This window comes from Flavobacterium panacis (assembly GCF_024649945.1).
GTDB lineage: Bacteria > Bacteroidota > Bacteroidia > Flavobacteriales > Flavobacteriaceae > Flavobacterium > Flavobacterium panacis.
The window spans coordinates 159,108-185,760 of sequence record NZ_JANKMS010000011.1; the positions used below are offsets into that span (position 1 = coordinate 159,108).

Sequence of the window (26,653 nt, forward strand, 5' to 3'; positions counted from 1 at the left end):
TAAGACCAATTTACTTAATTTTTTAGTTTTTTTAGCCACGAATTCACGAATTTTAGCTAATTTCTTTGAGTACAAATATGTCTTAATTTCACAAATTAAAATTCGAATAATTCGAACTTAACGTTAGTAAATTAGAGCTAATTCGTAAATTCGTGGCGAAAAAAAAACCTAAAACGGATATCCGATTGCGATATTCAAAATAAGATTGTCTTTTCGCCATGAACTGCTTCCGAAATTAATATCATCAATTACCCATCTTTGTCCGTCTGGTAATGCTGGATTTCTAAGCGGTATGGCTAAATCTGTTCTTAAAACTAAAAATGACAAATCGAAACGTAGACCTGCTCCTGCTCCAACTGCAAGTTCTTTCATAAAATCCTTCGAAATTTCGGCTCCCGGTTTATTTGGATCGGCATGCAAAAGCCAAATATTACCTGCATCTAAAAAGACAGCGCCTCTCACAATACTGAATAATTTCGCACGATATTCGGTATTGAATTCCAATTTTAAATCGGCAGATTGATCTGGAGTATAATTTATATTTGTTGTCGTTGGCGGAATAACATAACTTCCCGGCCCAAGAGTTCTTGCTCTAAAGGCTCGAATACTATTTGTTCCTCCTACTACAAATTGTTTTGATGCAGGAAGCGTATTTGAGTTTCCATAAGCAAATCCAGCACCTAAAATTAATCTACTTGCTAATTCGCTTTCTTTTCCTAGTTTCAAATAATGCCTAAAATCTGTTTTAATTTTAACGTATTGACTAAACGGAACATCAAATATCGTTTTTACCTTATCCGGATAATCTGCACCAGTAACCAATCCTGTAATATTTCCAGCCAAATCCAATTCACCATTAAAATAAATGGTGTTTTTTCGGCGTTTCTGCATCGTATTGGTATACGTATAATTATATGTTGGACCAAAAATCAATTGTTTTTCAATCACTTTTCCTAAAGCGGGATCTTCGTCTATGTCGGCTAAATATTCTGGTGTCACGTGATTTGGACTTACATAAGTCACATCAATTACATTTAGCTGATGTTCTTTACGAATGTTTTCTTTCCACAAATAACCGAATGAAGTATTAAAAGAATTCAAAGCATACAATTGTGTTCTTTTTTGATATTCGTAACGTAAAGTAGCTTTGGTTCTTGGCACAAATTCGCTGTTTCCTTCAATATTAAATGGTGTAATAAATCTTGGCCAAGTCAAACTAACTTCACCTCCAATTTTATAAATATTTTTTCCTTTATTAGCGCCTCCAAGTTGAAAATCGGCTCCTCCAAAAACAGAAGCGGTAAACAATTCTGCTCCTTTTAAGAAGTTTCGATTATTCCAATTCAAATTTATTTCGGTACCTGTATAACTTGCCGAATTCGTTTTTCCAATGACTTCAACACGAATAAACTTTTTTGGTAAAAGTGTTAGGTAATAATAGGAATCTAATGCATTCGGAATCGAATCTGATGGTTTAAATTCGTTTTTAACAAAACTAAAAGTTCCCAAATTTACAAAGCGGTTTAAAGTCAAATTATGATCTTTTCTATTGTAAACATCGCCTTTTTTGAAATAAATCGTTCGGTCGTAAATTCTTGGTTTAAAAGTATCCGCCGTATCAATTATCGTAAAATCTTTGTACTGTGTGATATTTCTTTTTCTATAAACCGCGCTGTCATTGGTTAGCGAATAATTTGGATAAACGAAGATTTTATCAATTTTATAAGCTGTCAATGCTTTAACAGGCGTATCATCTTTTATAACCAATCGAATTTTTACCTCATGGTCGCCTTTACTGCTGTCTACTTTTGCTAAAATATAATCGGGATTAAAGTAGAAATATCCTTTTTCTTTTAGTCTCGCATCAATCCGTTCTCTTTCGGCTTTAATTACCTCCAAGTCATACGGATTCCCGACTTTCAACAGACTTCTTCTGTGACTTTTTGCAATAATTTTTGACATTTTCAAAGAATCATCTGGAAAGATCACACTTTTTATAATGTATTGTTTTCTTGGTGTAACCGTATATTCTGCCGTAACTCTCTTGTTTCGAACAGTCGAATCTGCACTGACACGTGTTTTAAAATACCCTCTGTTTTCAGTAAAATTTCGTAAAACAGATGCATTGTAATCTAAATCTACCTGACTGAAAAGAACTGGTGCTTCACCGACTTTGTTTCTTAGCCAATATCTAGTTCCTTTATCTTTTTTAGGTTCTCCGGCAAGATTGTAAATCAATAATTTAGGCCGAAGGCCAAAGATTTGTTTGTTTGGTTTTGGACGTAATAAACCTTCTAACTCTGTTTCTAAAGCTTTTCGATCTTTCTTTTTCATAATCGAATCTTTTATAGTCACAGAACCGCCAGTATAAAGCAAATCGCCTTCTGGAAGATATTTGGTATTACTGCATCCTACGATAAAAAACAAGGAAAACAGTGCGATACACTTTATATAAAATGGGTTTATATGATTATGTTTTAAGCTCATTTCCTTTAATTTGATTTTCTTCTTCTTTGTCTTGCAGTTTTTCTTTTTCCTTCTCCTCCTGCTTCTTTTTCTTTTCTTTCTCTTTGCGAATTTTCTCTTCTCTAATTAATTCTTTTTCTTCTTCTGAACGATGAAAAAGCTCTCTGAATTTATTGTAACTCATCGTAATTACAAAAGCAACGCCCGTTTCTACAACCTGTCCTTCAACCGCAACCTGATATTGATTTTTACGATACGCACGAACCATATATCGACCGTCTTTGGTAAGCTGATAATCTAATGCCACATCACCCGCAATATTGGTACTTTCTTCGTTGGCACGTTCCTGGCCCTCAACTCCAAAACTGCTTCCAACAGTAACTTTCAATCGATCGTCAAGTAATCTCTTAGAAACTTCGACGTTCAAATCTGTTCGGTTTTGCATGGTTCCTGTCGTGTAATCTTCTGTCGATTCTAAGTCGAAATTGACTTCAAAACCTGTAATTAAATCGCCCGCAAGATTGTTTAGTTGCTGCGAAAGAATTTTACTCACACTTTGTCTGGCAAAAGATTCGGCATTTGTACCACCGCTTTCGCTCGAAAACGGATTTTCACCAACAAATCTGTTCAATAATAAAAGTGCAAAAACCTGTTTGTTTAACTCCGCTGGATCTTGTTCAAGCTGTTTTAATTTTGCTTGCGTCAATTCAACAACATCTGAAGAAACATTATAATTTCCTTCAGGAAGTACAATTCCGAAAGAGATTTCTGGTTTCAATAATTCTCCATTCATTTTCAGTAAAGTCTGAAAAGGAAGTTTTTGTTTGTATGTATTTTGCACTGTTTGCGATTCACCTTTCAACTGGTTTCCTAATAAATCAATTGGCGCTGTGTTTACTTTGTAAATTGCCGTAATATTTAAAGTTGCCATTGTCGGCTCGCCATTCCAGGTAATAAAGCTTCCTTTTTGAATATCAAACTTTCTTTTTATTCCGTTGAAGTTCATTTGATAAGCACCTTCTGAGAATTCATATTTCCCAGTTAAAGTTGTTTTTCCAGATTGATCAATTCCGCCGACTAATTCTGCTTCTCCTTTCAAATTCAAGTAATCACCATTTGATTTATCGATTAGCAAAGTAAGTTCTGCTTCTTTATCAATTGAAATCGCCACATTTACATTCATTCCTTTCAACTCCGATTGATTCAGTTTGTTCTGCATATCAACCGTTTGTTTCAGATAAGCGTTATCCTCATCAACAAACTCAACAATTCCTTCACGATCCGCAATTGAAGGATCTGATTGTGGCATTACAACTGTAAATTTGGTCTCTTTATTAATTTTTAACGTTCCATCAATTACTGGACTGTCGAGATCTCCTTTGATATTTAATTTTGTATCTAAAAAAAGATCTCCGTAGAATAAATCATTGTCTTTTGCTTTGGAATTGATGGCTCTAAAATCGTCTGCCTCAACCAATAAATCGAAATTGTATTTTCTGAAATCTGGCGATTTTATATTTCCGTTGATATACAATTCATTGTCATTTTCATCTAAAAGAGAGAATTTATCAAATGAAATGGTTCCGTCATTAAAAGAGATTTTCTCGTTTTTAACTTTAAAATAAGAATTCAATTGCGTTACTCTAAAAGCGGCATCATTAAAATTCAATTCCCCGTTAATTCTTGGAGTCGCGGTATTTCCTGTAATTTTAAAATTCCCCGACAAATAACCTTTTCCTTCCTTGATATTATCCATACTGAAACCTTGAATACTGGCAATATTCAGTTTATTGATATCAACATCAAAATCAAAATTTCCAGCGTCTAATTGATAATCTCCAGTCAGTTTAACATCATTTCCTTCATCGCTTAAAGTCACATTTGCCGCAAGCGTGTTGGCTGTTTTATTGTCTACTTTTATTTCTAAATCACCTACTTTATCTCCTTTGAAAGTGAAATCATCAATTTTTAAATCAGATGTAAAAGTTGGATTCGTCATTACATTTTCAACTAATGCATTTCCGTTGATCAAACCTTGCATTAAGAGCTCGTCTTTTTTAACCATATTCATAATGGTCTCGATTTTGAAGTTTACAAAATCGACTTGTAATGGCGCATTATCCTGCGTTCCCTGCGACTGAACTTTTAATTCATTTCCGTTATTATTCAAATTGAATTTATTGACATAAAGTTGTTTATCTCCAAATTCAATGGCATTTTCTGGATCAATATTCCATTTGTCATAGTTTAAAACGAAATTTTCAGCATCAAGTTTTAAGATGTTTTTAGAATCTTCTGCTTTAAATTCACCCGCAATAAAATATTGCTGTTTTTGTTTGGCATCCTGAACTTCAAGTGCGTAAGTCAAAATATTATTTTGAACATCACCTTTTAAACTTGTAAACGGAATTTTTAAAGAACCGCTTTCAATTGTTGCGATTGAAATTGAATATTCTAAAGCATTTTCTTTAGCTTCAATATTGATTTTTCCATCAGAAATCGTGTTATCACCATAAGTAATTCTTGGAATTGTACCTCGAACTTCCAAAGAATCTGTGACATTGTTATATTTTCCTGTAATTTTAATTGGCTCTAAACCTGTTAGTTTTGGAATCAATTTGAATAAAATCGGATCGTTGTCTACAGAAAGTGTAAAAGCCAATCTCTGCTCGTCTGATTCTCCATTTACTTTTGGATTCTTCAAGTCAATATATTTTGACAATGATTTTTTCATTGCCGCTGCAAGTGTTGTCAACTTATATTTTCCGTCAACCTCGGCTTTTAAAAATTGAGACGAAACTTTAATATTATTACGTGTTTGGTCTGAAAACGCAATTACACGAACCGAGTCTAAAACAATTGGCTCTTTGTCTTGCAAAATCTGAACATTCGAAAGGAATACTTTTCCGTTCAAATAATCTGGATTACTGTTGGTAATATCGGCGTCGACATTGCCTCGTAATTTCATTGGTCCGGCATGCAGATTCAGTTTTTCTAAATCGGCGATATCCAGATTCAATTTTAATTTTACGGTAGGATATTTGTCTTTTGTGTCGCCACTTGCCGTTAAATCAAAATTCAGATTTGGATCTTTCATTCCAGATTTTACTGCAAAAGAACCGTTTTCTATATTTCCTTTTAAAGCTAAATCTTTATACGTATATCGGTTAAAAACAGCTTTCTGAACTAAACCGTCAATTACGGCATTTGCAGTTTTCGGATCTAAACCGTTTCCTTTTACTTTCGCTTTAAGCGTAATTTTTCCAATCGAATCGTTTTTAATTAATCGGCCTAAATCAAAATCTAAAAGATAAACTTGGGCATCGTATTTTTCTTTTTTCTTGATTCGTTGATCAAACAAAGCGTCTACTTTTGCATTTCCAAAACTGCTATTTAAAGATAGATTAGTTTTAAAATTCTGAACCGAACCTTTAAAATTTCCCTGTAAATTTAATTGAGAAGGCAATTGAATATTTTTCGGAATTGTTCCTGCCGGCACAAACATATTGATGTCTTTTGCGGTGCTGGAAATCTTTTTAATATTCAAATCGTAATACGCTTTTTGAGCATCAGGCAAACCAGCGATTTTCCCCGAAAGGGAAACTTTTGTTGTTCCTATTCCGCTCATTTCAAATTTCGAAATATTCAGATCTTTTACTTTCCCGCTTACACGACTGTCTACATACAAAATCGCATTTGGATTACTCTTAAACGGATTTGTTTTCTGCAAATCCGGAACAAACAATAAAATGTCTTTGAAACCAATTTTTGATTGTTTCAAATTAGCATCAACAGCCAAATCTCCTAAATCTTTTTGAAGAGATTCAAGCGATTTGTATTCGGCTTTAATTTTATCTTGAACGAGAGTTTGCGGTGTTTTTAAATACAAATTATCCAAAGATGCATTTTTCGGTCCGTAAAAGAAATCGGTTTTTAAAGATTGAATGGCTAAACCATTTTTTTCATTTACAGTAAGCGTTTTGATACTTCCAGAAATCGTATCATTTCCGTAGTATAGTTTCTCGGCTTTAAAGTTGAATTTGTTTAAATCTAAATGTTTGTAATCGATTCCTTTTGAAACTGGTTTCGATTGCATATCATCAAATTTGAAAGCAATATTTTCTAAATTGGTTTCGTTTAATTTTACTTTCCAACCTGCTTGTTTTATGGCTGTGGTGTCGAGGTTTGGCGCTTGAATTTGCTTATCTTTTGTACCCAGACGTAAATTTCCTTTAAGATTTTTAACTTCAAAAGTATCAAAATCCAAAAACTGTTTATTAAGATCAATCCCATTTACTAACAAATTTAAATTTCCTAAACTTATACCCGAATTTAATTTCGAGTCTTTATTATCATATAAAATATCTATTTTGGATAAGGCAATTTTATCCAGTTTCAATTTGAAATCTGCTCGTTTCGAAACAGTATCAACAGTTTTAACGGAAACTTCAGCAATTTTCTCGACAACATCTTGATCTAAAACTACTTTTAAACCATTTAAATTGATGGTCGGAATATTAAAATCCATTTGATCCAAATCGAACTTTTTGAATTTGGTATCAAAATGCGTTAGATTTACTCGAATATCATTTTTAGAAAAATCATCTTTAAAGTTAAATTTAACCTGATCGAGATTGACTTTTACAACCGAAATTTTGAAAGGCTTGGCATTAGGATCTTCTACTTTTGGCTCTTTAGATTCAAATGCTTTGATGATATAATCGAAATTGAAAACGCCGTCTTTGTTTCTAGAGATATTTGCCTTTACATTTTCAAGCGAAACAGAGTTGATTTCGAGTTCACTGCTAACCAATTTAAAAAGATCAACATCAACTTCTAATCGTTTACCTGCCAGCAAAGTATCTTTTTTTTGATCTTCAAAATAGAAACTTTCCAGAACTACATCTTTTGGGAATTTGATTAAGATTTTATCTAGAGAAACTTTGGTTTTTATTTTACCTTCAAGGTATGTAATCGCTTTGTTTTTAACGAAATTCTGAACCGATGGAACCTGAATTAAAATAATAACAAGCAATAAAAGCGTAATCACAGAACCCACACACCAAAGCAGTATACGAAGTGTTTTTTTTAAATAATGAATGGGTTTCTTATTCATACCTCAATAAAAACGTTTAGATTAAATTGCTTCTGAAAAAAGCAGGATTAGACATTTTACAAAAATGTAAAATTTAAATCTTAACAATTTACACAATTATGAGGAATTATTCTAAAATTTTACTGCTAAATGAGCTTTTTCTTGCCACAAAGGCTCGAAGGCACGAAGTTTCTTTTTTAATTCTGCGATGCTTTTAAAACAAAATTAAAATTTAATGTGTGGCTGTTTTTCTCCTAAAGCTTCAATTTTCTGGTGCAGTTTTGCTAAGAATTTTTGATGCTGTTCTGATTCGGGATTGAAACTTCTATGGCGTAGGCTTTTTTGGATTTCCTCTACTTCTTTCATTAAAGAAAAACTGTCTTCTGAAATATTGCTTTCGCTGAAAAGCTTCCAGATATAATCAATCGCAATTTGGTTTGGATGAAGCATATCTTCGTTATAAAAACGATAATCTCGTAGTTCATCCATCATGATTTCGTAAGAAGGAAAATATTCTGATTTTAGATTGTAGATTTCAGATTTTAGAATGTCATGAATTGCTGTAAACAAATGTGATTTACTCAACTGATTTTCTACAAAACCGTCTTTGATATGACGAACTGGCGAAATCGTAAAAATGAAATTGATATTAGGATTTAAGGTTTGAACCGCTTCTATTGTATTTTGAATACTTTTCTGAATGACTTCAACAGACAATAATTCTTTTGAAAATTGTTTCTGGGGAACTTTATGACAATTGGCTACAACTTCATTGCTTTCAGTACTTCTGTAAATCCATGACGTTCCTAAAGTGATGATAAGATGTGAAGCTTCTTTTAATTGTTTGTGCGTTTCTGTAACTGCTTTGCTCAGTGTTTCTAGCAATTCCTGCCTGTCAGAATTACTCAAATCAGAATGCACTTCGTAACTATGCCAGCGTTCATTATGAAAGAAAACATCTTTTTCTCCAAATAATTCTTGTTTACAAATCCTTTGAAACAATTTTTCTATCGAAACGGGATTAAAAATAATTCCAAACGGATTAGTTTCATTTTGAAATTTAAAATAATCGAATTTCTCCGCCATATTTTCTGCAAAACAGGAACCAATAGAAAGTACTTTCGAATGATAATCGATTGGAAAATTACTTTTTGAAATTGGTATTTGGGTTCTGAATTGCATGAGATTTTATTTGAACACGAATTTCGCCAATTATCAGCAATAAAAAAACCAAATACAGAAAGTATTTGGTTTTTTATAAATCTTAAAAGTGTTTTTTAAATCAATACGTATACTCTATTTCGTACTCAATGGATGCGTCACTAGCATATGAAGTATGTTTGGTTGGAAAATTTTTATCGTTATAAATATAGCTTGTCAAGTAAGTAACAACTGTAGAACTTCCAGATGGTTTTAAGGTTGTTTTTACAACATTCCCTCTTCCTATATCACTGATTTCATTTAACAGCTCACTGAAACCTAAAATATTCTTTAGAGGATTATTTTTCCCATCATATTCATAATCTCTGGTTGCAGTTCCAGAACTAGTAGTCCTTTGCTCTTTTATAAGATTTCCATCTTTATATGTTAAAACACCCTCGCTTGTTTTCAGCTCTGCTTTAGTATTTTTATCAACTGAATAATTTACATATGAAATAGACTCATTAGAAGCATGAGTGTAAACGACTTTTTCGATGTATTCTCCATCAGGATATTGCGCAGTAATGCTTTCTTTAAAAATTCTTGTCTTTAATTTACCGTTTTCGTATGTGTAAACTGCTTCATCTGTTTTAGTTTCTTTGCCCTGTCTGTCTACCTCAAATACTTCTTGCTTGGTGATTAAATCTCCCGTATAAGTAAAGACAGTTTTTGAATCTTCGTCAGTGCTATTAACAATTTTATTTCCGTTATAAGAAAGTGTACTTTTTGTATTTGTGCCTAAATAAATACTAGGATATATATAAGAAATGGTTTTGGGCAATACCGATTTATCTTCTGAAGAACTACTGTCGTCACTGGAGCAAGAAATAATAATTAGTGAAAATACAGTAAATAGAAGTAATAGTTTTTTCATTTTTAGCAGGTTAAGATTTGTGATTTCAAAATAAATCAAACCTAGCTAAAAAAGCAATAAAATCTTACCTTATTTTAATATTAAAAAAACTTTTTGTGGCTTTTGTGGAATTTAACTCTTACATGATAATCCCAAAACTTAGTACACGAATTCTATTATATCAAGTATTCGCCCAGCATAATCATAAGTTGATTTCTTGGTTGGATACCCTTTTTTATTGTATTCATATTTCATTGTATTACAATACGGTTCAAATACAATATTTCCTGAAGTAATTGGATAATAATTATGTTTAGTTAAATTGTTTGCAGATGAAATATTGAGTTCTAAACCAAAAGCTTCTTGATCTAAAAGCAGATCAAAGCCCAGAACATTTTTAAACGGATTGTTGTTTCCATCATATTCATATTTACCGCATGTAACCACATCACTATACCCCCAATCAGAAACTAAATTAATTAAATTTCCATTTATGATTGTTAAAATAGTACGTCCTCGATTTTTTTGCTCTTTTTTGTTTTCAGCATCAAAAGAATACGTTTCTTTTGCAATTGAGCCATCTGCATTTTTATTATAAATCCATTTCGTTTCCTGTCCATTTACTGTTTGCGATACCGTCTTTAAACCATTATTTTCGTATTTATAAATAGTTTCTGAATATTTAATTTCCTGCTGATTTCTAATACTGTATTTGATTTCATTTACGATACGATTGTCATTATAACCATACTCAATTCTTTGAAATTTATTGCTTACCAGAACAATCTTATTTCCACTGTAAACAATATTTGTAGCATAATTTTTTTCAGGATGATCCAGATAAATAGTGTTTAATGTTTTGGGTAGAATGATGTCTTCGCTATATCCATATCCTTCATTAGAACAGGAAAACGAAAGAAAAGAAACAATTGACAAACAATACAATAAGTACTTTTTCATTTTGATAAAATAAATAATTCACAAAATGAAGCTTTTATCTTAAGATTGTTTTTCCACTAAAAGTTATAATTGTAACACTATAGGACATAGTTCTATTGTGTTTTAAAAAGATGTTTCTTCTTGTTTTAAATTTGCTTTTTCTTTCAAAAAACACATATGCAAAGGCTTGGTAGATTCTTTATTTCATTTTTGTTCTTACTATTTTTTTCATGTAATAATGAAGAAAATCAGATCTCTAATGATGAAATTCGTTATTGCAGTTTTAATTATATCGACTTAAAATCTGATCCTACCACCAAACCGAATGCTGCCATTATCAATTGGCCGAGATGGCAAATTGGTCAGACTATTAAAATTAAATTTCTGGATGGCGATGCTGTGGCTCAGGAAAAAGTTAAAAGAATTGCAGCTGAATGGACAAAATATGCCAATTTAAAATTTGAATATGTTACTACAAAAGAATATGCTGATATCAGAATAGGTTTTAACGTTGGCAGTTATGGAGCTTGGTCTTTTTTAGGAATGAAATCTGCTTATGGAAATACCGAAGAACAGTCTATGCGATTGGGACCTCTTACGGCTTCAAATGAATCTTCGATTAGAAGAACCATTTTACATGAATTTGGACATGCACTGGGCCTTATTCATGAAAATGCCAGTCCGGCATCAACCATAAAATGGGATTTACCAAAAGTATACAAATACTACAATGAATTAAACGGCTGGTCTAAAGAAGAGGTCGATCAATTTGTCATAAAAAGTCCCGAATCGACCAATTACAGTCAGTACGATCCTCTTTCTATCATGCATTATTATGTTGCTCCAGCTCTTACCACTGATGGCGTTGGTGTAAACGAAATGACGGAATTATCCATGACCGACATTACATCCATTAATAAATGGTATCCTTTTCCTATAAGATCGGTAATAGAATCTGGGGAAAGAATAGATTATATTCCGTGGGCACAAGCTATCAAATCATCAAATGGTTTATTTGTTTTACAATTCAATTCCGGAATATTAGCTATTAAAAATGTAACTAATGATGCTATAATATGGGAGAAAGGAAAAGCGAATTATAGCAATCGTGCTTCCTGTTATTTACAAACTGACGGAAATTTGGTAATCAAAGGACATGCTTCTGGTTTTACAGCACCAGAACAAACAACTTGGTCATCTGATACCGCAGGATATCCTGGCGCAACCTTGCAGTTGCAAGATGACGGAGATCTTCAATTAATTTATAAGGGATCTTTAAAATGGTCTTCTAAAAAAGGAAAAATCTAAATAATAAAAATCCCCAATTAACTTTTGCTAATTGGGGATTGTTTTATTATTTCAGAAGTTGATTAGTAAACAATTTCTAATTTAAAAGAATTTTTTGCATCTCCTGCAGCTATTTCAGTAGCGTAGTTGCTGTTATTGTATTTGTAAGTAGGCTCTTCAGTTGTTGTTTGAGTAACTACACCTTTATTATCGTAAGCTACTGTAACTTTTTTCACTACATTATTTACAGAATAAAAATCGAAATAATCATTATCTAAATCGAATAAAGCTTTTACTCCAATAATATTAAGAAAAGGACTTTTCTTATTGTCAAAAGTATTTGTTACTTTATCTCTTTCACCATTAATATATTCTGAAGAAACAATATTTCCATTCTGGAAAGTATAAAGTGTAGTAGTATCGTATTTAATTTCAAATCTGTTATCTATATCAGACTCATTAGCATTAACTGTTCCGTTTGCATTGTAAACGTAAGTTAATTTACTCTGATAGTTTTTATTAGCTTCTCTAGTAGTAATTTTAGAGACTAATTTATCTCCTTCGTAAGCATAAACATCTGTAGAATACAAAACACTTGAACGGTATAATTCAACTTTAGTAATAAGATCTCCTGTGTACGTAAAAACAGATCTTGAAGCATCTGAAAGAGCGATTTCTTTCAATTTGTTTCCATCATACGATAAAGTGTAGGTAAGACTTCCTGGTTTTCCGTTTTCTACAAGTGTTTCAGTAATTTTTTTTGGTAATAATACTACATCTGTAGCTTCTGACGAATCATCACTAGAACAAGAAGAAATTAGCACCATTGATAAAGCGCTAAAAAGGCATAAAATTTTTTTCATTTTGACTTGGTTAAATTTGTTTGCTGCAAACGTAATACATCCCAAAATCTAAACCTTACGTGATTCCACACTCCAAAAAAAATATGCATCAAAATCTTCATAACCTATTACTAAAAAGCAAAATACGTTGTGTAAAAATTTTAAACAAAAACAAATTATGCACTAATCCATCTTCTTTTTTTTTCTATTTTTTATTACTTCAGATTAAAAAAACTGCGTTAAAATATTAAAACATAACAACAAAAAAACATTGACAAGTTTACCTGTAAAAAATTTACCTTTTAAATAACAAAAATGAACTTCACAAACTAAAACAATTCCTTATTTTTGCATCTTCCATTTTTTTAAATCACTTATGAAATTATTATATACTTACATCATCAAACATAAAATGCTTTTATTTTTTGCTTTGATAATGGCTTCTATCAACATTTGTTTCAGTTTATCAGACTCAGTAATTACAGGAAAACTAATGCAGGATTGCGGGGTTGGACTGGCAAAATACAAAGGAAACGAAATCGGTTTTATTAAATCATTGTCTTTCTGGCTTGGACTTTCGCTTGGAGCAGCCATGATTTCCAGAATTACTAAAAACTTTCAGGATTATTTTACGAATGTGGTTATTCAGCGTACAGGTGCACAAATGTATACTGATGGAATCAAAAAATCACTTGATCTTCCTTACGCCGAATTTGAAGATCAACGAAGTGGTGAAACTTTAAGCAAACTGACTAAAGTTAGAATTGATTCTGAAAAATTAATTACACTTTCTATTTCGCTAATTTTCCAAACCATTATCGGATTCATCTTCGTAATCGTTTATGTAGCAAGAATTGATTTGAGAATTTCTATTATCTTTTTAGTTACAGCTCCAATCATTGCTTTGGTTAGTTTGTATTTAGGAAAGAAAATCAAAATCGTTTCTAGAAAAATTGTAAATCAGACTAATGCGCTTGCGGGTTCTACAACAGAAAGTTTACGAAATATCGAATTGGTAAAAAGTCTTGGACTGACATATCAAGAAGAAAAACGTTTAAACTTAAATACTTTCAAAATTCTTCAATTAGAATTAGAGAAAATTCGTTTTATCAGAAGTTTGAGTTTTATTCAAGGGACAACTGTTCACTTTTTAAGAACTTGCGTAGTTTTTGCACTTTACTATTTCCTATTTGGAGGAAAAATCATCGTTGGTGATTTATTGACGATGGTATTTTTTACTTTCTTCATTTTTGGTCCATTACAGGAATTAGGAAACTTTATTATTGCGCTGAATGAAACGAAAGTTTCTATGGAGAACTTCAAACACTTATTGAATGCTCCAAAAGAGTTTCGTCCAAAAAGTCCTAAACATATTGGAGCAATTCAGAAACTACTTTTCGAGAATGTTAGTTTTCAACACAAAACAGCAAAGTTTAAAGCAGTTGAAAATATTAATTTCGAAATCAAACAAGGACAAACCGTTGCCTTTGTTGGTCCGTCTGGATCTGGAAAAACAACTTTAGTGAAATTATTAGTCGGATTATACACTCCTGCAGAAGGTCAAGTTTTGTATAACGATATTGATTCTACAGATGTTGATTTGTTAGATTTAAGAAAACAACTTGGTTTTGTAACACAAGATGCTCAATTATTTTCTGGAACCATTCGTGAAAACTTATTATTCGTTAAGCCAAACGCAACCGACGAGGATTTATATGATGCCCTAAAACGTGCCAGCTGTGATAAACTTCTAAGACGTGCTGAAGACGGCTTAAATACTACAATTGGTGAAGGTGGAATCAAAGTTTCGGGTGGAGAAAAACAACGTTTATCTATCGCGAGAGCAATCTTAAGAAACCCGAATTTATTGATTTTTGACGAAGCAACTTCTGCTTTAGATTCTATCACCGAAGAAGAAATCAACGATACGATTAGAAATATCTCAGACAAAAACAGAATTACTGTTTTAATCGCTCACCGTTTGTCTACTGTAATGCATGCTGATAAAATATTTGTTCTGGAACAAGGTAAAATCATCGAACAAGGCAAACACGAAGATTTGATTGTAGAAAAAGGATTGTATTACGCAATGTGGCGCCAGCAGATTGGGGAGCGTAAGTAACTCTATTTTTGTATGAAGAAATAATCTCGCAAAGACGCAGAGTCGCAAAGTTTTTTTTTAAGCTTTGCGACTTTTTCTTTGCTCGTTTTTAAGTTTTATAAGTTTGAAACTACTCTTTTTATTCCAAACTTAATTATTGGGACGTTGAAATTGATTAACAAACCTAATTTCATCTTTGTTATTTTAAGATAAGTTAAAACTTGTTTAGCATGTACATCTGTAATTTGCTCAATTGATTTGATCTCTAATATCACTTTACTTTCAACTACTAAATCAGCTCTAAAACCAATATCTAAATTTATTTGATCCCAAATTACAGGTAATACCTTTTGTCTTTCTACACTTAAGCCTCTTTTAGTTAATTCGTGAAACAAGATCGCTTCATAAACAGATTCTAATAATCCAGGCCCAAGCTTCACATGTATTTTATAACAAACATCAACCACAACAGCCGAAATTTCATTCTCAGTCATTTCATATTGTTTTTAAGTATAAACTTACAAAATTAGGTTTTAAAAAATAAACCCAAAAGAATAAAAAAACTTTGCGTCTCTGCGTCTTTGCGAGATTAACTACACCACGCTTAAATAAAAAAGTCGCAAAGCTTAAAAAAAACTTTGCGACTCTGCGTCTTTGCGAGATTAAAAATTACTTTAAGAAATCCACCGCTTTAGAAAGTGCCTCAGCAATTCCGTCAACATTTTTACCTCCTGCAGTTGCGAAGAAAGGCTGTCCTCCTCCTCCACCTTGGATGTATTTACCTAATTCACGAACAACCTGTCCAGCGTTTAAGTTTTTGCTTGTTACAATTTCTTTAGAAACATAACATGTCAACATTGGTTTTCCTTCGTGAGCTGTAGCCAAAACAATAAATAAATCGTTATAAGCATTACCTAACTCATAAGCCAAATCTTTTGCTCCTTCTGGATTTAAATCCACTTGTCTAGCTAAGAATCGAACTCCGTTGATTTCTTGTAATTCTTTAGCCAAATCAGCTTTCATATTTTTAGCTTTATCTTTTAATAAAGCTTCCAATTGTTTTTTCAATTGAGCATTTTCATCTTGCAATGCCAAAATCGATTTTACAGGATCTTGAGCATTTTTAAGCGCTTCTTTAATTTCGCCTAAAGAGACAGCCTGAGACTCAAAATATTCTTTTGCAGCTTCACTTGTAATTGCCTCGATTCTTCTAATTCCAGCTGCAACTGCTCCTTCAGAAACAATTTTGAAATGCCAGATATCAGATGTATTCGCAACGTGAGTTCCTCCGCATAATTCGACAGAATCACCGAATTTAATCGTACGGACTAAATCGCCATATTTTTCTCCAAACAAAGCAATTGCACCATCTTCAAGAGCTTGTTCTTTTGGAATTGCTCTTTTCTCGATTAATGGTAAACTCTCACGAATTCTTGCGTTTACAAAGTTCTCTACTTCTACCAATTCTTCATCTGTAACTTTAGCAAAATGAGAAAAGTCAAAACGTAAAGATGCATTTCTTACCATCGAACCTTTTTGTTCAATATGAGTTCCTAAAATCTTACGTAAACCTTGGTGCAACAAATGCGTAGCCGAGTGGTTAGACGAAGTTTTAGCTCTTTGGTTGGCATCAACAACAGCATTAAAAGTTCCAGTAAGATTTTCTGGTAACGATTTTGCTAAATGTACCGTTTGATTATTTTCTTTTTTAGTATCTATAATGTAAACGATATCACCGTTTTGTGCTTCAAGATATCCTTTATCACCAGTTTGCCCACCGCTTTCTCCATAAAATGGAGTTGCATTGAAAACCAATTGGAATATCTCTCCGTCTTTTGCACTTTCAACTCTACGGTATTTAGTGATTTTCACTTGGTGAGACAATCTGTCATAACCAACAAATTCCTGAACATCATCTTCAACAATAACATTCCAATCTCCAGCAGTCACTTTTGAAGCGGCACGAGATCTTTCTTTTTGTAATTGTAATTGTTCTTTGAAACCTTCCTCATCCAGTTTCAATCCTTTTTCTGAAAGAATCAAAGCCGTTAAATCGATTGGGAAGCCGTATGTATCATACAATTCGAAAGCTTTTTTACCATCGATTGTATCGCCAGTATTGTTTAAAATTACAGCATCTAAAAGAATCAATCCTTGATCTAATGTTTTAAGGAAAGAGTTTTCTTCTTCACGAATTACATTTGAACAAAGTGCTTTTTGTGTTCTAATTTCTGGGAACGAATCACCCATTTGCTCACTTAAAGTTTCAACCAATTTGAAAATAAACGGTTCTTTAGTTCCTAAGAAAGTAAAACCGTAACGAATAGCACGACGTAAAATTCTACGAATTACATAACCAGCTCCTGTGTTAGATGGCAACTGACCGTCTGCAATAGCAAAAGCTACCGCACGAACGTGATCGGCAACAACACGAATAGCGATATTCATTTTATTTTGTTCATCACTAATGTTTTTTACTTCATTAGATGTATATTTTGCTCCGGTAATCGTTTCAATTTCTCTAATTAGAGGCATGAAAACATCAGTATCATAATTCGATGTTTTTCCTTGCAAAGCCATACACAAACGCTCAAATCCCATTCCGGTATCTACGTGTTGTGCTGGAAGTTTTTCCAAAGAACCATCTGCTTTACGGTTGAATTCCATGAATACATTATTCCAGATTTCAACAACCTGAGGATTATCCCCATTCACTTCTCCTTTTCCTGGTTTCAGAGCTTTTTCTTCTGCAGAACGTAAATCAACGTGAATTTCAGAACAAGGTCCACATGGCCCTTGATCTCCCATTTCCCAGAAATTATCTTTTTTATTTCCTAAAATAATTCTGTCTTCATCGATTAAAGTCTTCCAGATATCCCAAGCTTCTTGGTCAAACGGAACGTTATCTTCTTTACTACCTTCAAAAACAGAAACATAAAGGTTTTCTTTTGGGATTTTATAAACCTCAGTCAATAATTCCCAAGCCCAATTGATTGCTTCTTTTTTGAAATAATCACCAAAAGACCAGTTTCCTAACATTTCGAACATGGTATGGTGATAAGTATCGATACCTACCTCTTCAAGATCATTGTGTTTTCCTGAAACACGAAGACATTTTTGCGTATCGGCTATTCTTGGACTTTTTGGAGTTCCGTTCCCTAAGAAAAATTCTTTAAACTGGGCCATTCCCGAGTTATTGAACATTAGAGTTGGGTCATCTTTAAGGACAATAGGAGCTGATGGGACAATAGTATGTCCTTTACTCTCAAAAAAATCTAAAAATTGTTTACGTACGTCTTGTGATTTCATCTTTTAATTAGAAAATGTGTCTGTTTAATGTGTTAATTTGATAATGTGATAATTAGCAATCATTTCCAATTACTAATGCGTTAATTTTTAAAATCAGAGCTTAAAAACTTATGTTTTACAACAATAAATTCGCTATTTTGCGCATTATATAATTTAAGTAATTCCCCAAAATTATCAAATTATTTTGTTCTTGTAAAAAAGTCCCAAACGACCGAAACATTTAATATTATTGTTCGTCTAAGTTATTTTACAAGCTGCAAAAATAGCGTATTTTAAAATATGGCGAAAGTAAAATATTATTACGACTCAGAAAATCTGGCTTATACGAAAATAAAAACCAGAAAAAGAATAAAAATTGGTTACGCATTACTGTTTTTATTAGCCTCGGCACTATTTGGATTTTTAGTTTTTGTACTATTAATTAATACTCCTTATTTCGAAACCCCAAAAGATCGTTTACAGGCACGTGAAATTGAAAATCTAAAACTTCAATATTCCATTTTGAATAAAAAACTGGACGAGATTGATGAAGTTGCAGACGCATTAGAAGAACGAGACAATAACATTTATAGAATTTATTTTAATAAAACTGAAATTCCAGATTCTATTAGAAAATCGGGTTTTAGAAATCCCGAAAGATATAAAGTTTTAGAAGGCTATAATAATTCGCAATTGGTATTAAACACCACTAAAAGAGTGGATAAGCTTTCTAAACAATTGGCCATTCAATCCAAATCTTTAGATGATATTTTAAAATTAGCTGGAGCTAAAGAAAATTTATTGTTAGCAATTCCTGCCATTCAGCCAGTTCGAAATGAAAATTTAAAACGTGTCGCGTCAGGTTTTGGATATCGTATTGATCCTTTCACAAAAGTGAGAAAAATGCATAATGGTATGGATTTCACTGCAAATACAGGCGCTCCGATCTATGCAACTGGAGATGGTGTGGTAGAAAGAGCTGACAATACTGCTTCTGGATATGGGAATCATATTGTGATCAGGCATGGTTTTGGTTATGAAAGTTTATACGCTCATTTAAGCAAGTATAATTGTAAACCAGGACAACATGTCAAACGTGGAGATGTGATTGGCTATGTTGGAAGCACAGGAAGATCTGAAGGGCCGCATTGTCATTATGAAGTGCATAAAGATGGAAAAATCGTAAATCCTTTGAATTTTTATTACGGAAATATTTCAGCCGCAGAATATGTAGCAATTTCACAAATGGCCAACCAAGAAAACCAATCATTAGATTAATATTCCGAAAAAATAGTATTTTTGAAGTAAAATAGAAAAAAACGAATCCATGCATATTGAACTTTCTAAAGACAAAAGATATTACAGTATTGGCGAAGTAGCCAAAGCTTTTAATGTCAATGCTTCTTTAATACGCTTTTGGGACAGTGAATTTGATATTCTAAAACCTAAAAAAAATGCAAAAGGAAACAGAATGTTCACGCCTGAAGATATTACAAACCTTCAATTAATTTACCATTTAGTAAAAGAAAGAGGTTTTACACTTGAAGGAGCCAAAATACACTTAAAAGAAGGTCAGAAGAAAACGTTAGATAAATTCGAAATAATACGTAAATTAGAGTCGATAAAAACGCAATTGAACGACATCAAAAACGAATTGTAATTAAAACTAGAAATAAACTTAAATCAAAACAAATATGAAAAAGTGGTTAATCCCTGTAGGAATTATTATAGCACTTATTGCTATTATCGCATTTTGGTCGATTGGTATTAAAAATACTGCTTTGCAACACAGCCAAGCTGTAAATAAAGAATGGGGAAATGTTCAAACGGCTTACCAAAGACGTAATGATCTTATCGGGAATTTAGTAAACACTGTAAAAGGTGCCGCTGATTTTGAAAAAGGAACTTTAACAGCAGTAATCGAAGCTCGTGCAAAAGCGACTTCTGTAACTATTGATCCAAGCAACGTTACACCAGAACAATTAGCAGCATTTAATCAAGCTCAAAGTGGTGTATCTTCATCATTATCAAGATTATTGGTTTCTGTTGAGCAATATCCAACTTTAAAAACAAATGAAAATTTCTTAAAGTTACAGGATGAATTAGCTAGTACTGAAAATCAGATTTTAACTGCTAGAACTCGTTTTAACGAAGCTGTACAAGTTTATAACGGATATGTTTTAAAAATTCCAAACAACTGGTTCTTGAGCGAATACAAAGAAAAACCATACTTTGAAGCGTCTACTGGAGCAGACAAACCTGTTGAAGTAAAATTCTAATAGGTCTTAGACAAAAAATCTAAAATCAGCAATCTAAACTCTAAAATTAATCAGATGTCAAAAGTAGAAGATTTTTTAACCAAAGAAGAAGAGCAAGAAATTGTTGAAGCTATTCGTATGGCCGAAAATAATACTTCTGGCGAAATTAGAGTTCATATAGAAAAAACAACTTCTAAAGCTCATTACGATAGAGCTTTAGAAGTTTTTCACGATTTAAGAATGGATGAAACTAAATTGCAAAATGGTGTACTACTCTATTTTGCAGTTGAAGACAAAAATTTTGTAATCTGTGGAGATAAAGGAATTAATGATTTGGTATCGAATGATTTTTGGGATTGTACCAAAGATGTAATGACGAATCATTTTAAATCGGGAAACTTTAAACAAGGTATTGTCGATGGCATCTTAAATGCTGGAGAGCAATTAAAAAAATACTTCCCTTCTACGGAAGACGATACTAATGAACTATCAAACGAAATCTCAAAAGGATAAATAATGAAAAATTCCTCCAATAATACCTCAAATTCCAATAGAATTTTTCAGTTTACTCTTTTGTTTTTCACGTTTTTGATTTGCAATATTACTTTTGCACAATTTGATATTCCACCTAAACCAAGCTTTCAGACTTCTGTTTACGATTATGCAAACGTTCTGAGTTCTACAGAAAAAGCTCAGTTAGAAGAAAAATTAATTCGATATTCTGATTCTACTACAACTCAAATAGTAGTGATCACTATTGAAAGCTTAAAAGGCGAAGATGTAAGCCAGTTAGCCACAAAATGGGGACAAACCTGGGGAATTGGAGGAACTAAAGAAGACGATAATGGAGTTATCATTCTTTTAGCCAAAAATGAAAAAAAAATCGCTATTAATCCTGGTTATGGACTTGAAGATCGTTTGACTGCTGGAATTGGCGGAACAATCATCAGAAATATAATTGTACCCGAATTTAAAGCCGGAAGTTTTTACAACGGTCTTGACAAAGGGACCGATGCAATAATTGACGTTTTTAAAGGAAAATTCAAAGGCGAACGTAAAACCAATAAAGGACAGGATTTTCCAATTTTCCCTTTTATTGTTATTGTTGTAATTATTTTAATTTTACTTTCTCGAAACAAAAGAGGAGGAGGAAATTCTGGCAACAATGGTGGTGGAGGTCCTAGCTTACTTGACGTAATCATTCTAAGTAATCTTGGAAGAAGTGGCGGCAGTGGCGGATTTGGAGGCTTTGGCGGAGGATCATCTGGCGGAGGCGGAGGCTTCGGAGGTGGATTTGGAGGCGGAGGCTTCTCTGGAGGAGGTTCTAGTGGAGGTTGGTAATTTATTTTGTTTCTAATTTTCTTTGTTTCAACTTTCGAGTTTAGGTTTCAATATTAAAATATCATACATTTACATTTTACAATTTATTAATAGATGTTATCACATAAAGCAAAATACGCCCTTAAGGCCTTACTTTATTTAGCAGAACAAGACGAAAATCACATTTCTAGAACTGTAGAAATAGCTGATGGCGCTAATATTCCTAAAAAGTTTTTAGAACAAATTCTTTTAGATCTAAAACGAGGACGTTTTGTGAGTAGTAAGCAGGGGAAATTTGGCGGATATTATCTAATTAAATCAAAAAATGACATCACTTTGGCAGAAATTCACCGATTATTTGACGGTGCAATTGCGCTTTTGCCATGCGCTTCTTTAAATTTTTATGAGCCTTGCTCTGATTGTAAAACCGAGTCTGAATGCAGTCTACGTCACGGTTTAATGCTTATTAGAGACAAAACTTTGAAGGCCATGGAAGGTATCACAATTGCTTCATTAGTGAAGAAATAAAAAAATATTCTCTAAAGTCTAGTAAATCGATAGAATTAATTATATATATTTGCCAAAAATAATTAACTAATCATTTACAAAATTTTAACTCATGAAAGTACATTCTAGTAAATCAGGTGGAAAAAATCTTTTGCAAAAAAACTATAATTATAAATTCACAACTGTGAATACCACTTCATTTATGATGTGTATGTGTTGGTAAAAAAAATTTAATTTTAAATTCTACTAATCACATATACTTAATATAAAAATGAAAACATCAATACAAAATATCTTTACAATATTATTCTTTTTAACTTTCTCTATTTCATTCGCTCAAAACATTGAAGGTGTAGTTACAACAAGTGAAAACATACCTTTAGAAGCTGTAAACGTAGTAATTAAAGGAACAACTCATAGCGCCGTTACAGACAATAGCGGTAAATTCGTAATAGACTCTGAAGGAAGATTACCATTGACTCTTTTAATTCAGTATGTCGGATACAAAACAACTGAACTTGATTTAACTGCAATTCCAGCAAATCCAATTCAGGTTGCTCTAAAAGAAGAAAACGAGCTTATTGAAGTTGTGGTTTCTTCAAGAAGAAGAATCGAAAAAGTTCAGGATGTACCAATTGCTATTTCTGTTATTACAGGAAAACAAGCGGAACAAACTGGAGCTTTCAATGTGAATCGTATTAAAGAATTGGTTCCTTCAGTTCAATTATACTCTTCAAACCCAAGAAATACAGGGATCAACATTAGAAGTTTAGGTTCTCCGTTTGGATTGACAAATGACGGAATTGATCCAGGAGTTGGTTTTTATGTAGACGGTGTTTATTATGCACGTCCAGCAGCAACTACTTTAGATTTTATCGATGTAGAACAAATTGAGGTTTTACGTGGCCCACAAGGTTCTTTATTTGGAAAAAACACCACTTCTGGAGCATTCAATATTACTACTCGTAAACCAAGTTTTAACTCTGGTGCCGATTTTGAAGTGAGTTATGGAAATTACAATTTCTTGCAAGCCAAAGCTTCTATTACTGGTGCACTTGGCAATAAAGTTGCCGGTAGAATATCTTTTTCTGGTACACAGCGCGACGGTTTAATTGATAACGTTGCAACAGGAAGACCGACAAACACACTAAACAATCAGGGAATTAGAGGTCAATTACTTTGGACTCCAACTATCAATACGAATGTTATCTTTGCTGCCGATATTACAACACAACGTCCAGATGGATATGCGCAGGTTGTGGCCGGTGTTGCACCAACTCAAAGAGCTGCTTACAGACAATTTGATGCTATTATTGCCGACTTAAACTATCAGCTTCCAAGCTTAAATGCTTTTGATCGTAAAATAGATCATGATACGCCTTGGCGTTCTAATCAGGATATGGGAGGTTTCTCTTTAAATGTTGACACCAAAATTGGCGAAGGAACACTTACATCGACAACTGCATGGCGTTTTTGGAACTGGGATCCATCAAATGATAGAGATTTTACAGGATTACAAGTATTGGCTAAATCTCAAAATCCAACAAGACAAACACAAATCACACAAGAAGTTCGTTACGCAGGACAAATTACTTCAAAAATAAGCGGTGTTGCTGGAGTATTCTTTATTGATCAAACTTCTCAAACTGATGGAACTGAAGAATCTGGAAATGCACAATGGAGATTTGCACAAAGTTCAACTAGTAATTTATGGAAAACTCCAGGTCTTTTTGAAGGATACGGAATTAAAACTGACGCAAACATTAGAGCTTCTAGTGCTGCAGTATTTGGTCAGATTGATTGGGCAATTACGGATCGTCTTCATATTTTACCAGGTTTACGTTATAATTTTGATAAAAAAGATGCTCATTATTCTCGTACTACTTACGGAGGTTTACAAACAACAGATCCAGCATTAATTGCTTTGAAAAAACAAGTATATTCTGATCAGGCATTTGATTCAAGTACAGATAACACAGACTTTTCAGGAAACATTACTGCTAATTTTAAAGCAACTGACAAAATCAATATTTATGGAACTTTTGCTAAAAGTTACAAACCAGTTGGTGTAAACGTAGCTGGACTTCCAACAAACTCTGCTGGTCAGCCATTAACAGAGCTTGCAGTAATTAAACCGGAAAAAGTATATCATTATGAAGCGGGAATAAAAACTTCTCCATTCAAAAACTCAATTTTAAATTTAACATTCTTCAATACTGAAATTAAAGATTTCCAAACTAATGTTCAGGCAGCAGAATTAGGTGTAAACCGTGGATATCTTGCAAATGCAGATAAAGTACGTGTAAGAGGTGCCGAATTTGATGCAAGTTTTGTGATCAGTTCTCACTTAACCATCAATGGTGCTGCAACATATACAGATGGTAAATATGTGAAATTTACAAATGCACCGCTTCCTTTGGAAGAAACAGGAAGAACTGTTGATGGAGTTCAAGTAGCTTACAAAGATGTTTCAGGAACTGACCTTCCAGGTGTTTCAAAATGGGCAGGATCTTTAGGAGGTGAGCTTTCTGACAAGGCAAGATTTTTTGGAAATGCAGGAAAAATTTTCTTAGCAGTTGATTCTTATGCACGTTCTGAATTTTCATCAAGCCCATCTGCTTCAAAATACTTAGTTGTTCCAGGATATGCTATTTTTAATGCACGTTTAGGTTTCCGTGTAACTCAGGGATTATCTATTCAGTTTTGGGGACGTAATCTTTTAAACAAAGATTATTATGAACAATTATTGCCTGCAGGTGGAAATACAGGACAATATGCAGGAGTTTTAGGTGACCAGAGAACGTATGGAATTACATTGAAATACAGTTTATAACCTTAAATTTAAAACTAAAAACTAAGCAACGAGATACAATTAAGTATCTCGTTTTTTTATACAAAAAACTGAAACTGCTATTATAAAAACTTTTACAGGCAATTGTTTTGCTCTTAAACATTGAAATTTACTGTCATTTTGAGTAAATGATTCTTCTTTTTATCTGGAGATCTATTAGTATTAATAAGAATAAATCAAGTATTAAATGCAGCAATATTACAATTTTACGGCATCATCTACTGAGATTTCATACGATCCTTATTGGTATGAAAGACCTAACATTATCCTAAATACTATCATCGGCACATTCATTTTAGTTTTGGGATTTTGGATATTAACTTTCAAAGGAGCAATCTCTGTTTCTGTTATTTTAAGTTCTTTGATATTTATCAACACTTACTATCTTTCGAAAATTAAAAATAGAACACGGTTTGTTTTTGACAAAACAGAAGATGTATTTTATAAATCTACTCCTTTTGGTAAAAAGAAAATTATCAAGTTAGGTTGTGTTTGGGACATTTCTACAAAATCAGGATCAAATAGTTTCAGCTATATTTTACACTCGAAAAAAAATAGTAATATCAAAAAGATTCAATTAACAGCTAACATAAAAAACAAAAACCAAAACAATCCTGAAGTGCGTTTTTTAGAAATGGAAATAATTCCGCAGCTTGAATCATTTTTAGATTTAGATAAAAAAACTTTGCAATTTTTTAATTCAGAAAATTGCTCTCCTATTTTATAGTTTTCTAAAAGAATCACAAAATCAAATAAAAAACACAAGAAAAAAATAAACACTATTTCAATTCATATATTCATGTTTATATATATTCGCAGCTTGAATTTAGGATTTGAATGAAGATTTTGAGATTATTATTTGTTTTAAGTTTTACCAGTCTCGTTTTGTCGGCACAAAATGTAAAGAAAACAGATCAGCAAACGCTGACCTGGATTCGGTATTACAATATTTTTCCGCTAACCGAAAAATGGGCGATTCATTCTGAATTTGATAACCGAAGTTTTGTAAATCCAATTCATGAAAATCTTTTTGTCATAAGATCACAGGCTCGATATCGTGCCAATAAAATCATGGAATTTGGAGCCGGATTTGCTTATTTTAATATGAATACTCAAAATCCGAACGTCGATCCTGATTATTCAATCCCAGAATATCGTGCACAGCAAGATATGACACTTATTAACGATATCGCCAAAATTACTTTTCATAATCGTTTTCAGGTAGAAGAACGTTTTATTCAAAAAGCAGACAAAAACGGACTTTTAGACGAATTCTCATTTGCATATCGATTTAGATACCGTTTGCAATCTATGTTTACACTTTGGGAAAAAGACAAGCAAAGCATCAAAGGAACTATCTCTGATGAAATTTTGTTCAATTATGGGAAAGACAATCGCAGAAATACTTTCGATCAAAACCGACTTTATGTAGCATTACGTTACCATTTTAATCCTAACGTTGGTGTAGAATTAGGCTATTTAAAAAACTTTCAAAGACGTTCCAGCGGTTTAGATTTTTATGATCGAGATATTATCCGACTTACTGTTTATCATAGAATTAATCGTAAGTTTTAGATTTTAGATTTTAGATTTTAGATTTTAGATTTTAGATTTTAGATTTTAGATTTTAGATTTTAGATTTTAGA

General features: G+C 32.6%; 19 protein-coding genes. 11 read left to right on the plus strand and 8 right to left on the minus strand.

The features are described 5' to 3' along the window. Nucleotides 1-168: 168 nt before the first annotated feature. The 5 genes from tamL to NQQ59_RS21125 form a co-directional block, all read right to left on the minus strand. Nucleotides 169-2,487: a translocation and assembly module lipoprotein TamL gene (gene tamL / locus NQQ59_RS21105; RefSeq protein WP_144215196.1), complete on the minus strand. Its 2,319-nt coding sequence runs from the start codon at nt 2,485-2,487 to the stop codon at nt 169-171. Further along, nucleotides 2,471-7,582, minus strand: a complete 5,112-nt coding sequence (locus tag NQQ59_RS21110; RefSeq protein ID WP_144215197.1) for a translocation/assembly module TamB domain-containing protein — start codon at nt 7,580-7,582, stop codon at nt 2,471-2,473. The genes tamL and NQQ59_RS21110 overlap by 17 nt, the downstream gene beginning before the upstream one ends. A 204-nt stretch (nt 7,583-7,786) precedes the next feature. Beyond that, a complete protein-coding gene (locus NQQ59_RS21115) occupies nt 7,787-8,743 on the minus strand; it encodes a GSCFA domain-containing protein (protein WP_144215198.1) in 957 nt (318 codons plus the stop codon). A 100-nt stretch (nt 8,744-8,843) separates the two neighbouring features. After that, nucleotides 8,844-9,635, minus strand: coding sequence for a hypothetical protein (locus tag NQQ59_RS21120; RefSeq protein ID WP_144215199.1), 792 nt, complete (start codon nt 9,633-9,635; stop codon nt 8,844-8,846). A 138-nt stretch (nt 9,636-9,773) separates the two neighbouring features. Continuing rightward, the gene (locus NQQ59_RS21125) at nt 9,774-10,574 is read right to left on the minus strand and encodes a hypothetical protein (protein ID WP_144215200.1); all 801 of its coding nucleotides are present in this window, start codon (nt 10,572-10,574) and stop codon (nt 9,774-9,776) included. Nucleotides 10,575-10,730: 156 nt separating this feature from the next. Here NQQ59_RS21125 and NQQ59_RS21130 point away from each other — a divergent pair, with 156 nt between their 5' ends. Beyond that, nucleotides 10,731-11,861: a matrixin family metalloprotease gene (locus NQQ59_RS21130; protein ID WP_144215201.1), complete on the plus strand. Its 1,131-nt coding sequence runs from the start codon at nt 10,731-10,733 to the stop codon at nt 11,859-11,861. Nucleotides 11,862-11,923: 62 nt separating this feature from the next. Here the strand turns inward: NQQ59_RS21130 and NQQ59_RS21135 are convergent, their stop codons facing one another. After that, a complete protein-coding gene (locus NQQ59_RS21135) occupies nt 11,924-12,703 on the minus strand; it encodes a hypothetical protein (RefSeq protein ID WP_144215202.1) in 780 nt (259 codons plus the stop codon). A gap of 355 nt (nt 12,704-13,058) precedes the next feature. Between NQQ59_RS21135 and NQQ59_RS21140 the strand changes: the two genes are divergently transcribed. Continuing rightward, nucleotides 13,059-14,804, plus strand: a complete 1,746-nt coding sequence (locus NQQ59_RS21140) for an ABC transporter ATP-binding protein (RefSeq protein WP_144215203.1) — start codon at nt 13,059-13,061, stop codon at nt 14,802-14,804. A 95-nt stretch (nt 14,805-14,899) separates the two neighbouring features. Here NQQ59_RS21140 and NQQ59_RS21145 read toward each other — a convergent pair whose 3' ends face one another. Continuing rightward, nucleotides 14,900-15,277, minus strand: coding sequence for a GxxExxY protein (locus NQQ59_RS21145; RefSeq protein WP_144215204.1), 378 nt, complete (start codon nt 15,275-15,277; stop codon nt 14,900-14,902). 175 nt (nt 15,278-15,452) lie between these two features. Continuing rightward, nucleotides 15,453-18,092, minus strand: a complete 2,640-nt coding sequence (gene alaS, locus NQQ59_RS21150) for an alanine--tRNA ligase (RefSeq protein ID WP_144215205.1) — start codon at nt 18,090-18,092, stop codon at nt 15,453-15,455. A 279-nt stretch (nt 18,093-18,371) separates the two neighbouring features. Between alaS and NQQ59_RS21155 the strand changes: the two genes are divergently transcribed. The 9 genes from NQQ59_RS21155 (at nt 18,372) to NQQ59_RS21195 (ending at nt 26,582) form a co-directional block, all read left to right on the plus strand. Continuing rightward, nucleotides 18,372-19,349, plus strand: coding sequence for a peptidoglycan DD-metalloendopeptidase family protein (locus NQQ59_RS21155; protein WP_144215206.1), 978 nt, complete (start codon nt 18,372-18,374; stop codon nt 19,347-19,349). Nucleotides 19,350-19,398: 49 nt separating this feature from the next. Then, entirely contained in the window at nt 19,399-19,731 is a 333-nt protein-coding gene (locus tag NQQ59_RS21160) for a MerR family transcriptional regulator (RefSeq protein WP_091492704.1), read from the plus strand. A gap of 34 nt (nt 19,732-19,765) precedes the next feature. Beyond that, nucleotides 19,766-20,350 (plus strand): LemA family protein, encoded by a 585-nt coding sequence (locus NQQ59_RS21165; protein ID WP_144215207.1) that lies wholly within the window; start codon nt 19,766-19,768, stop codon nt 20,348-20,350. Nucleotides 20,351-20,404: 54 nt separating this feature from the next. Then, entirely contained in the window at nt 20,405-20,842 is a 438-nt protein-coding gene (locus NQQ59_RS21170) for a TPM domain-containing protein (protein ID WP_144215208.1), read from the plus strand. 3 nt (nt 20,843-20,845) lie between these two features. Continuing rightward, complete coding sequence (locus tag NQQ59_RS21175; protein ID WP_144215209.1) at nt 20,846-21,670, plus strand: TPM domain-containing protein; 825 nt, start codon at nt 20,846-20,848, stop codon at nt 21,668-21,670. Between the two features lie 93 nt (nt 21,671-21,763). Then, nucleotides 21,764-22,177, plus strand: a complete 414-nt coding sequence (locus tag NQQ59_RS21180) for an RrF2 family transcriptional regulator (RefSeq protein ID WP_012023964.1) — start codon at nt 21,764-21,766, stop codon at nt 22,175-22,177. A gap of 250 nt (nt 22,178-22,427) precedes the next feature. Further along, nucleotides 22,428-24,989 (plus strand): TonB-dependent receptor, encoded by a 2,562-nt coding sequence (locus tag NQQ59_RS21185; RefSeq protein WP_144215210.1) that lies wholly within the window; start codon nt 22,428-22,430, stop codon nt 24,987-24,989. 205 nt (nt 24,990-25,194) lie between these two features. Beyond that, nucleotides 25,195-25,734, plus strand: a complete 540-nt coding sequence (locus tag NQQ59_RS21190) for a hypothetical protein (protein ID WP_144215211.1) — start codon at nt 25,195-25,197, stop codon at nt 25,732-25,734. Between the two features lie 110 nt (nt 25,735-25,844). Further along, nucleotides 25,845-26,582 (plus strand): DUF2490 domain-containing protein, encoded by a 738-nt coding sequence (locus NQQ59_RS21195; protein ID WP_144215212.1) that lies wholly within the window; start codon nt 25,845-25,847, stop codon nt 26,580-26,582. Nucleotides 26,583-26,653 lie beyond the last annotated feature (71 nt).

Excerpts from the sequence above, each read along its gene's own strand:
- tamL (WP_144215196.1), bottom strand. The coding sequence starts at position 2,487 with ATGAGCTTAAAACATAATCATATAAACCCATTTTATATAAAGTGTATC.
- NQQ59_RS21110 (WP_144215197.1), bottom strand. The coding sequence starts at position 7,582 with ATGAATAAGAAACCCATTCATTATTTAAAAAAAACACTTCGTATACTG.
- NQQ59_RS21115 (WP_144215198.1), bottom strand. The coding sequence starts at position 8,743 with ATGCAATTCAGAACCCAAATACCAATTTCAAAAAGTAATTTTCCAATC.
- NQQ59_RS21120 (WP_144215199.1), bottom strand. The coding sequence starts at position 9,635 with ATGAAAAAACTATTACTTCTATTTACTGTATTTTCACTAATTATTATT.
- NQQ59_RS21125 (WP_144215200.1), bottom strand. The coding sequence starts at position 10,574 with ATGAAAAAGTACTTATTGTATTGTTTGTCAATTGTTTCTTTTCTTTCG.
- NQQ59_RS21130 (WP_144215201.1), top strand. The coding sequence starts at position 10,731 with ATGCAAAGGCTTGGTAGATTCTTTATTTCATTTTTGTTCTTACTATTT.
- NQQ59_RS21135 (WP_144215202.1), bottom strand. The coding sequence starts at position 12,703 with ATGAAAAAAATTTTATGCCTTTTTAGCGCTTTATCAATGGTGCTAATT.
- NQQ59_RS21140 (WP_144215203.1), top strand. The coding sequence starts at position 13,059 with ATGAAATTATTATATACTTACATCATCAAACATAAAATGCTTTTATTT.
- NQQ59_RS21145 (WP_144215204.1), bottom strand. The coding sequence starts at position 15,277 with ATGACTGAGAATGAAATTTCGGCTGTTGTGGTTGATGTTTGTTATAAA.
- alaS (WP_144215205.1), bottom strand. The coding sequence starts at position 18,092 with ATGAAATCACAAGACGTACGTAAACAATTTTTAGATTTTTTTGAGAGT.
- NQQ59_RS21155 (WP_144215206.1), top strand. The coding sequence starts at position 18,372 with ATGGCGAAAGTAAAATATTATTACGACTCAGAAAATCTGGCTTATACG.
- NQQ59_RS21160 (WP_091492704.1), top strand. The coding sequence starts at position 19,399 with ATGCATATTGAACTTTCTAAAGACAAAAGATATTACAGTATTGGCGAA.
- NQQ59_RS21165 (WP_144215207.1), top strand. The coding sequence starts at position 19,766 with ATGAAAAAGTGGTTAATCCCTGTAGGAATTATTATAGCACTTATTGCT.
- NQQ59_RS21170 (WP_144215208.1), top strand. The coding sequence starts at position 20,405 with ATGTCAAAAGTAGAAGATTTTTTAACCAAAGAAGAAGAGCAAGAAATT.
- NQQ59_RS21175 (WP_144215209.1), top strand. The coding sequence starts at position 20,846 with ATGAAAAATTCCTCCAATAATACCTCAAATTCCAATAGAATTTTTCAG.
- NQQ59_RS21180 (WP_012023964.1), top strand. The coding sequence starts at position 21,764 with ATGTTATCACATAAAGCAAAATACGCCCTTAAGGCCTTACTTTATTTA.
- NQQ59_RS21185 (WP_144215210.1), top strand. The coding sequence starts at position 22,428 with ATGAAAACATCAATACAAAATATCTTTACAATATTATTCTTTTTAACT.
- NQQ59_RS21190 (WP_144215211.1), top strand. The coding sequence starts at position 25,195 with ATGCAGCAATATTACAATTTTACGGCATCATCTACTGAGATTTCATAC.
- NQQ59_RS21195 (WP_144215212.1), top strand. The coding sequence starts at position 25,845 with ATGAAGATTTTGAGATTATTATTTGTTTTAAGTTTTACCAGTCTCGTT.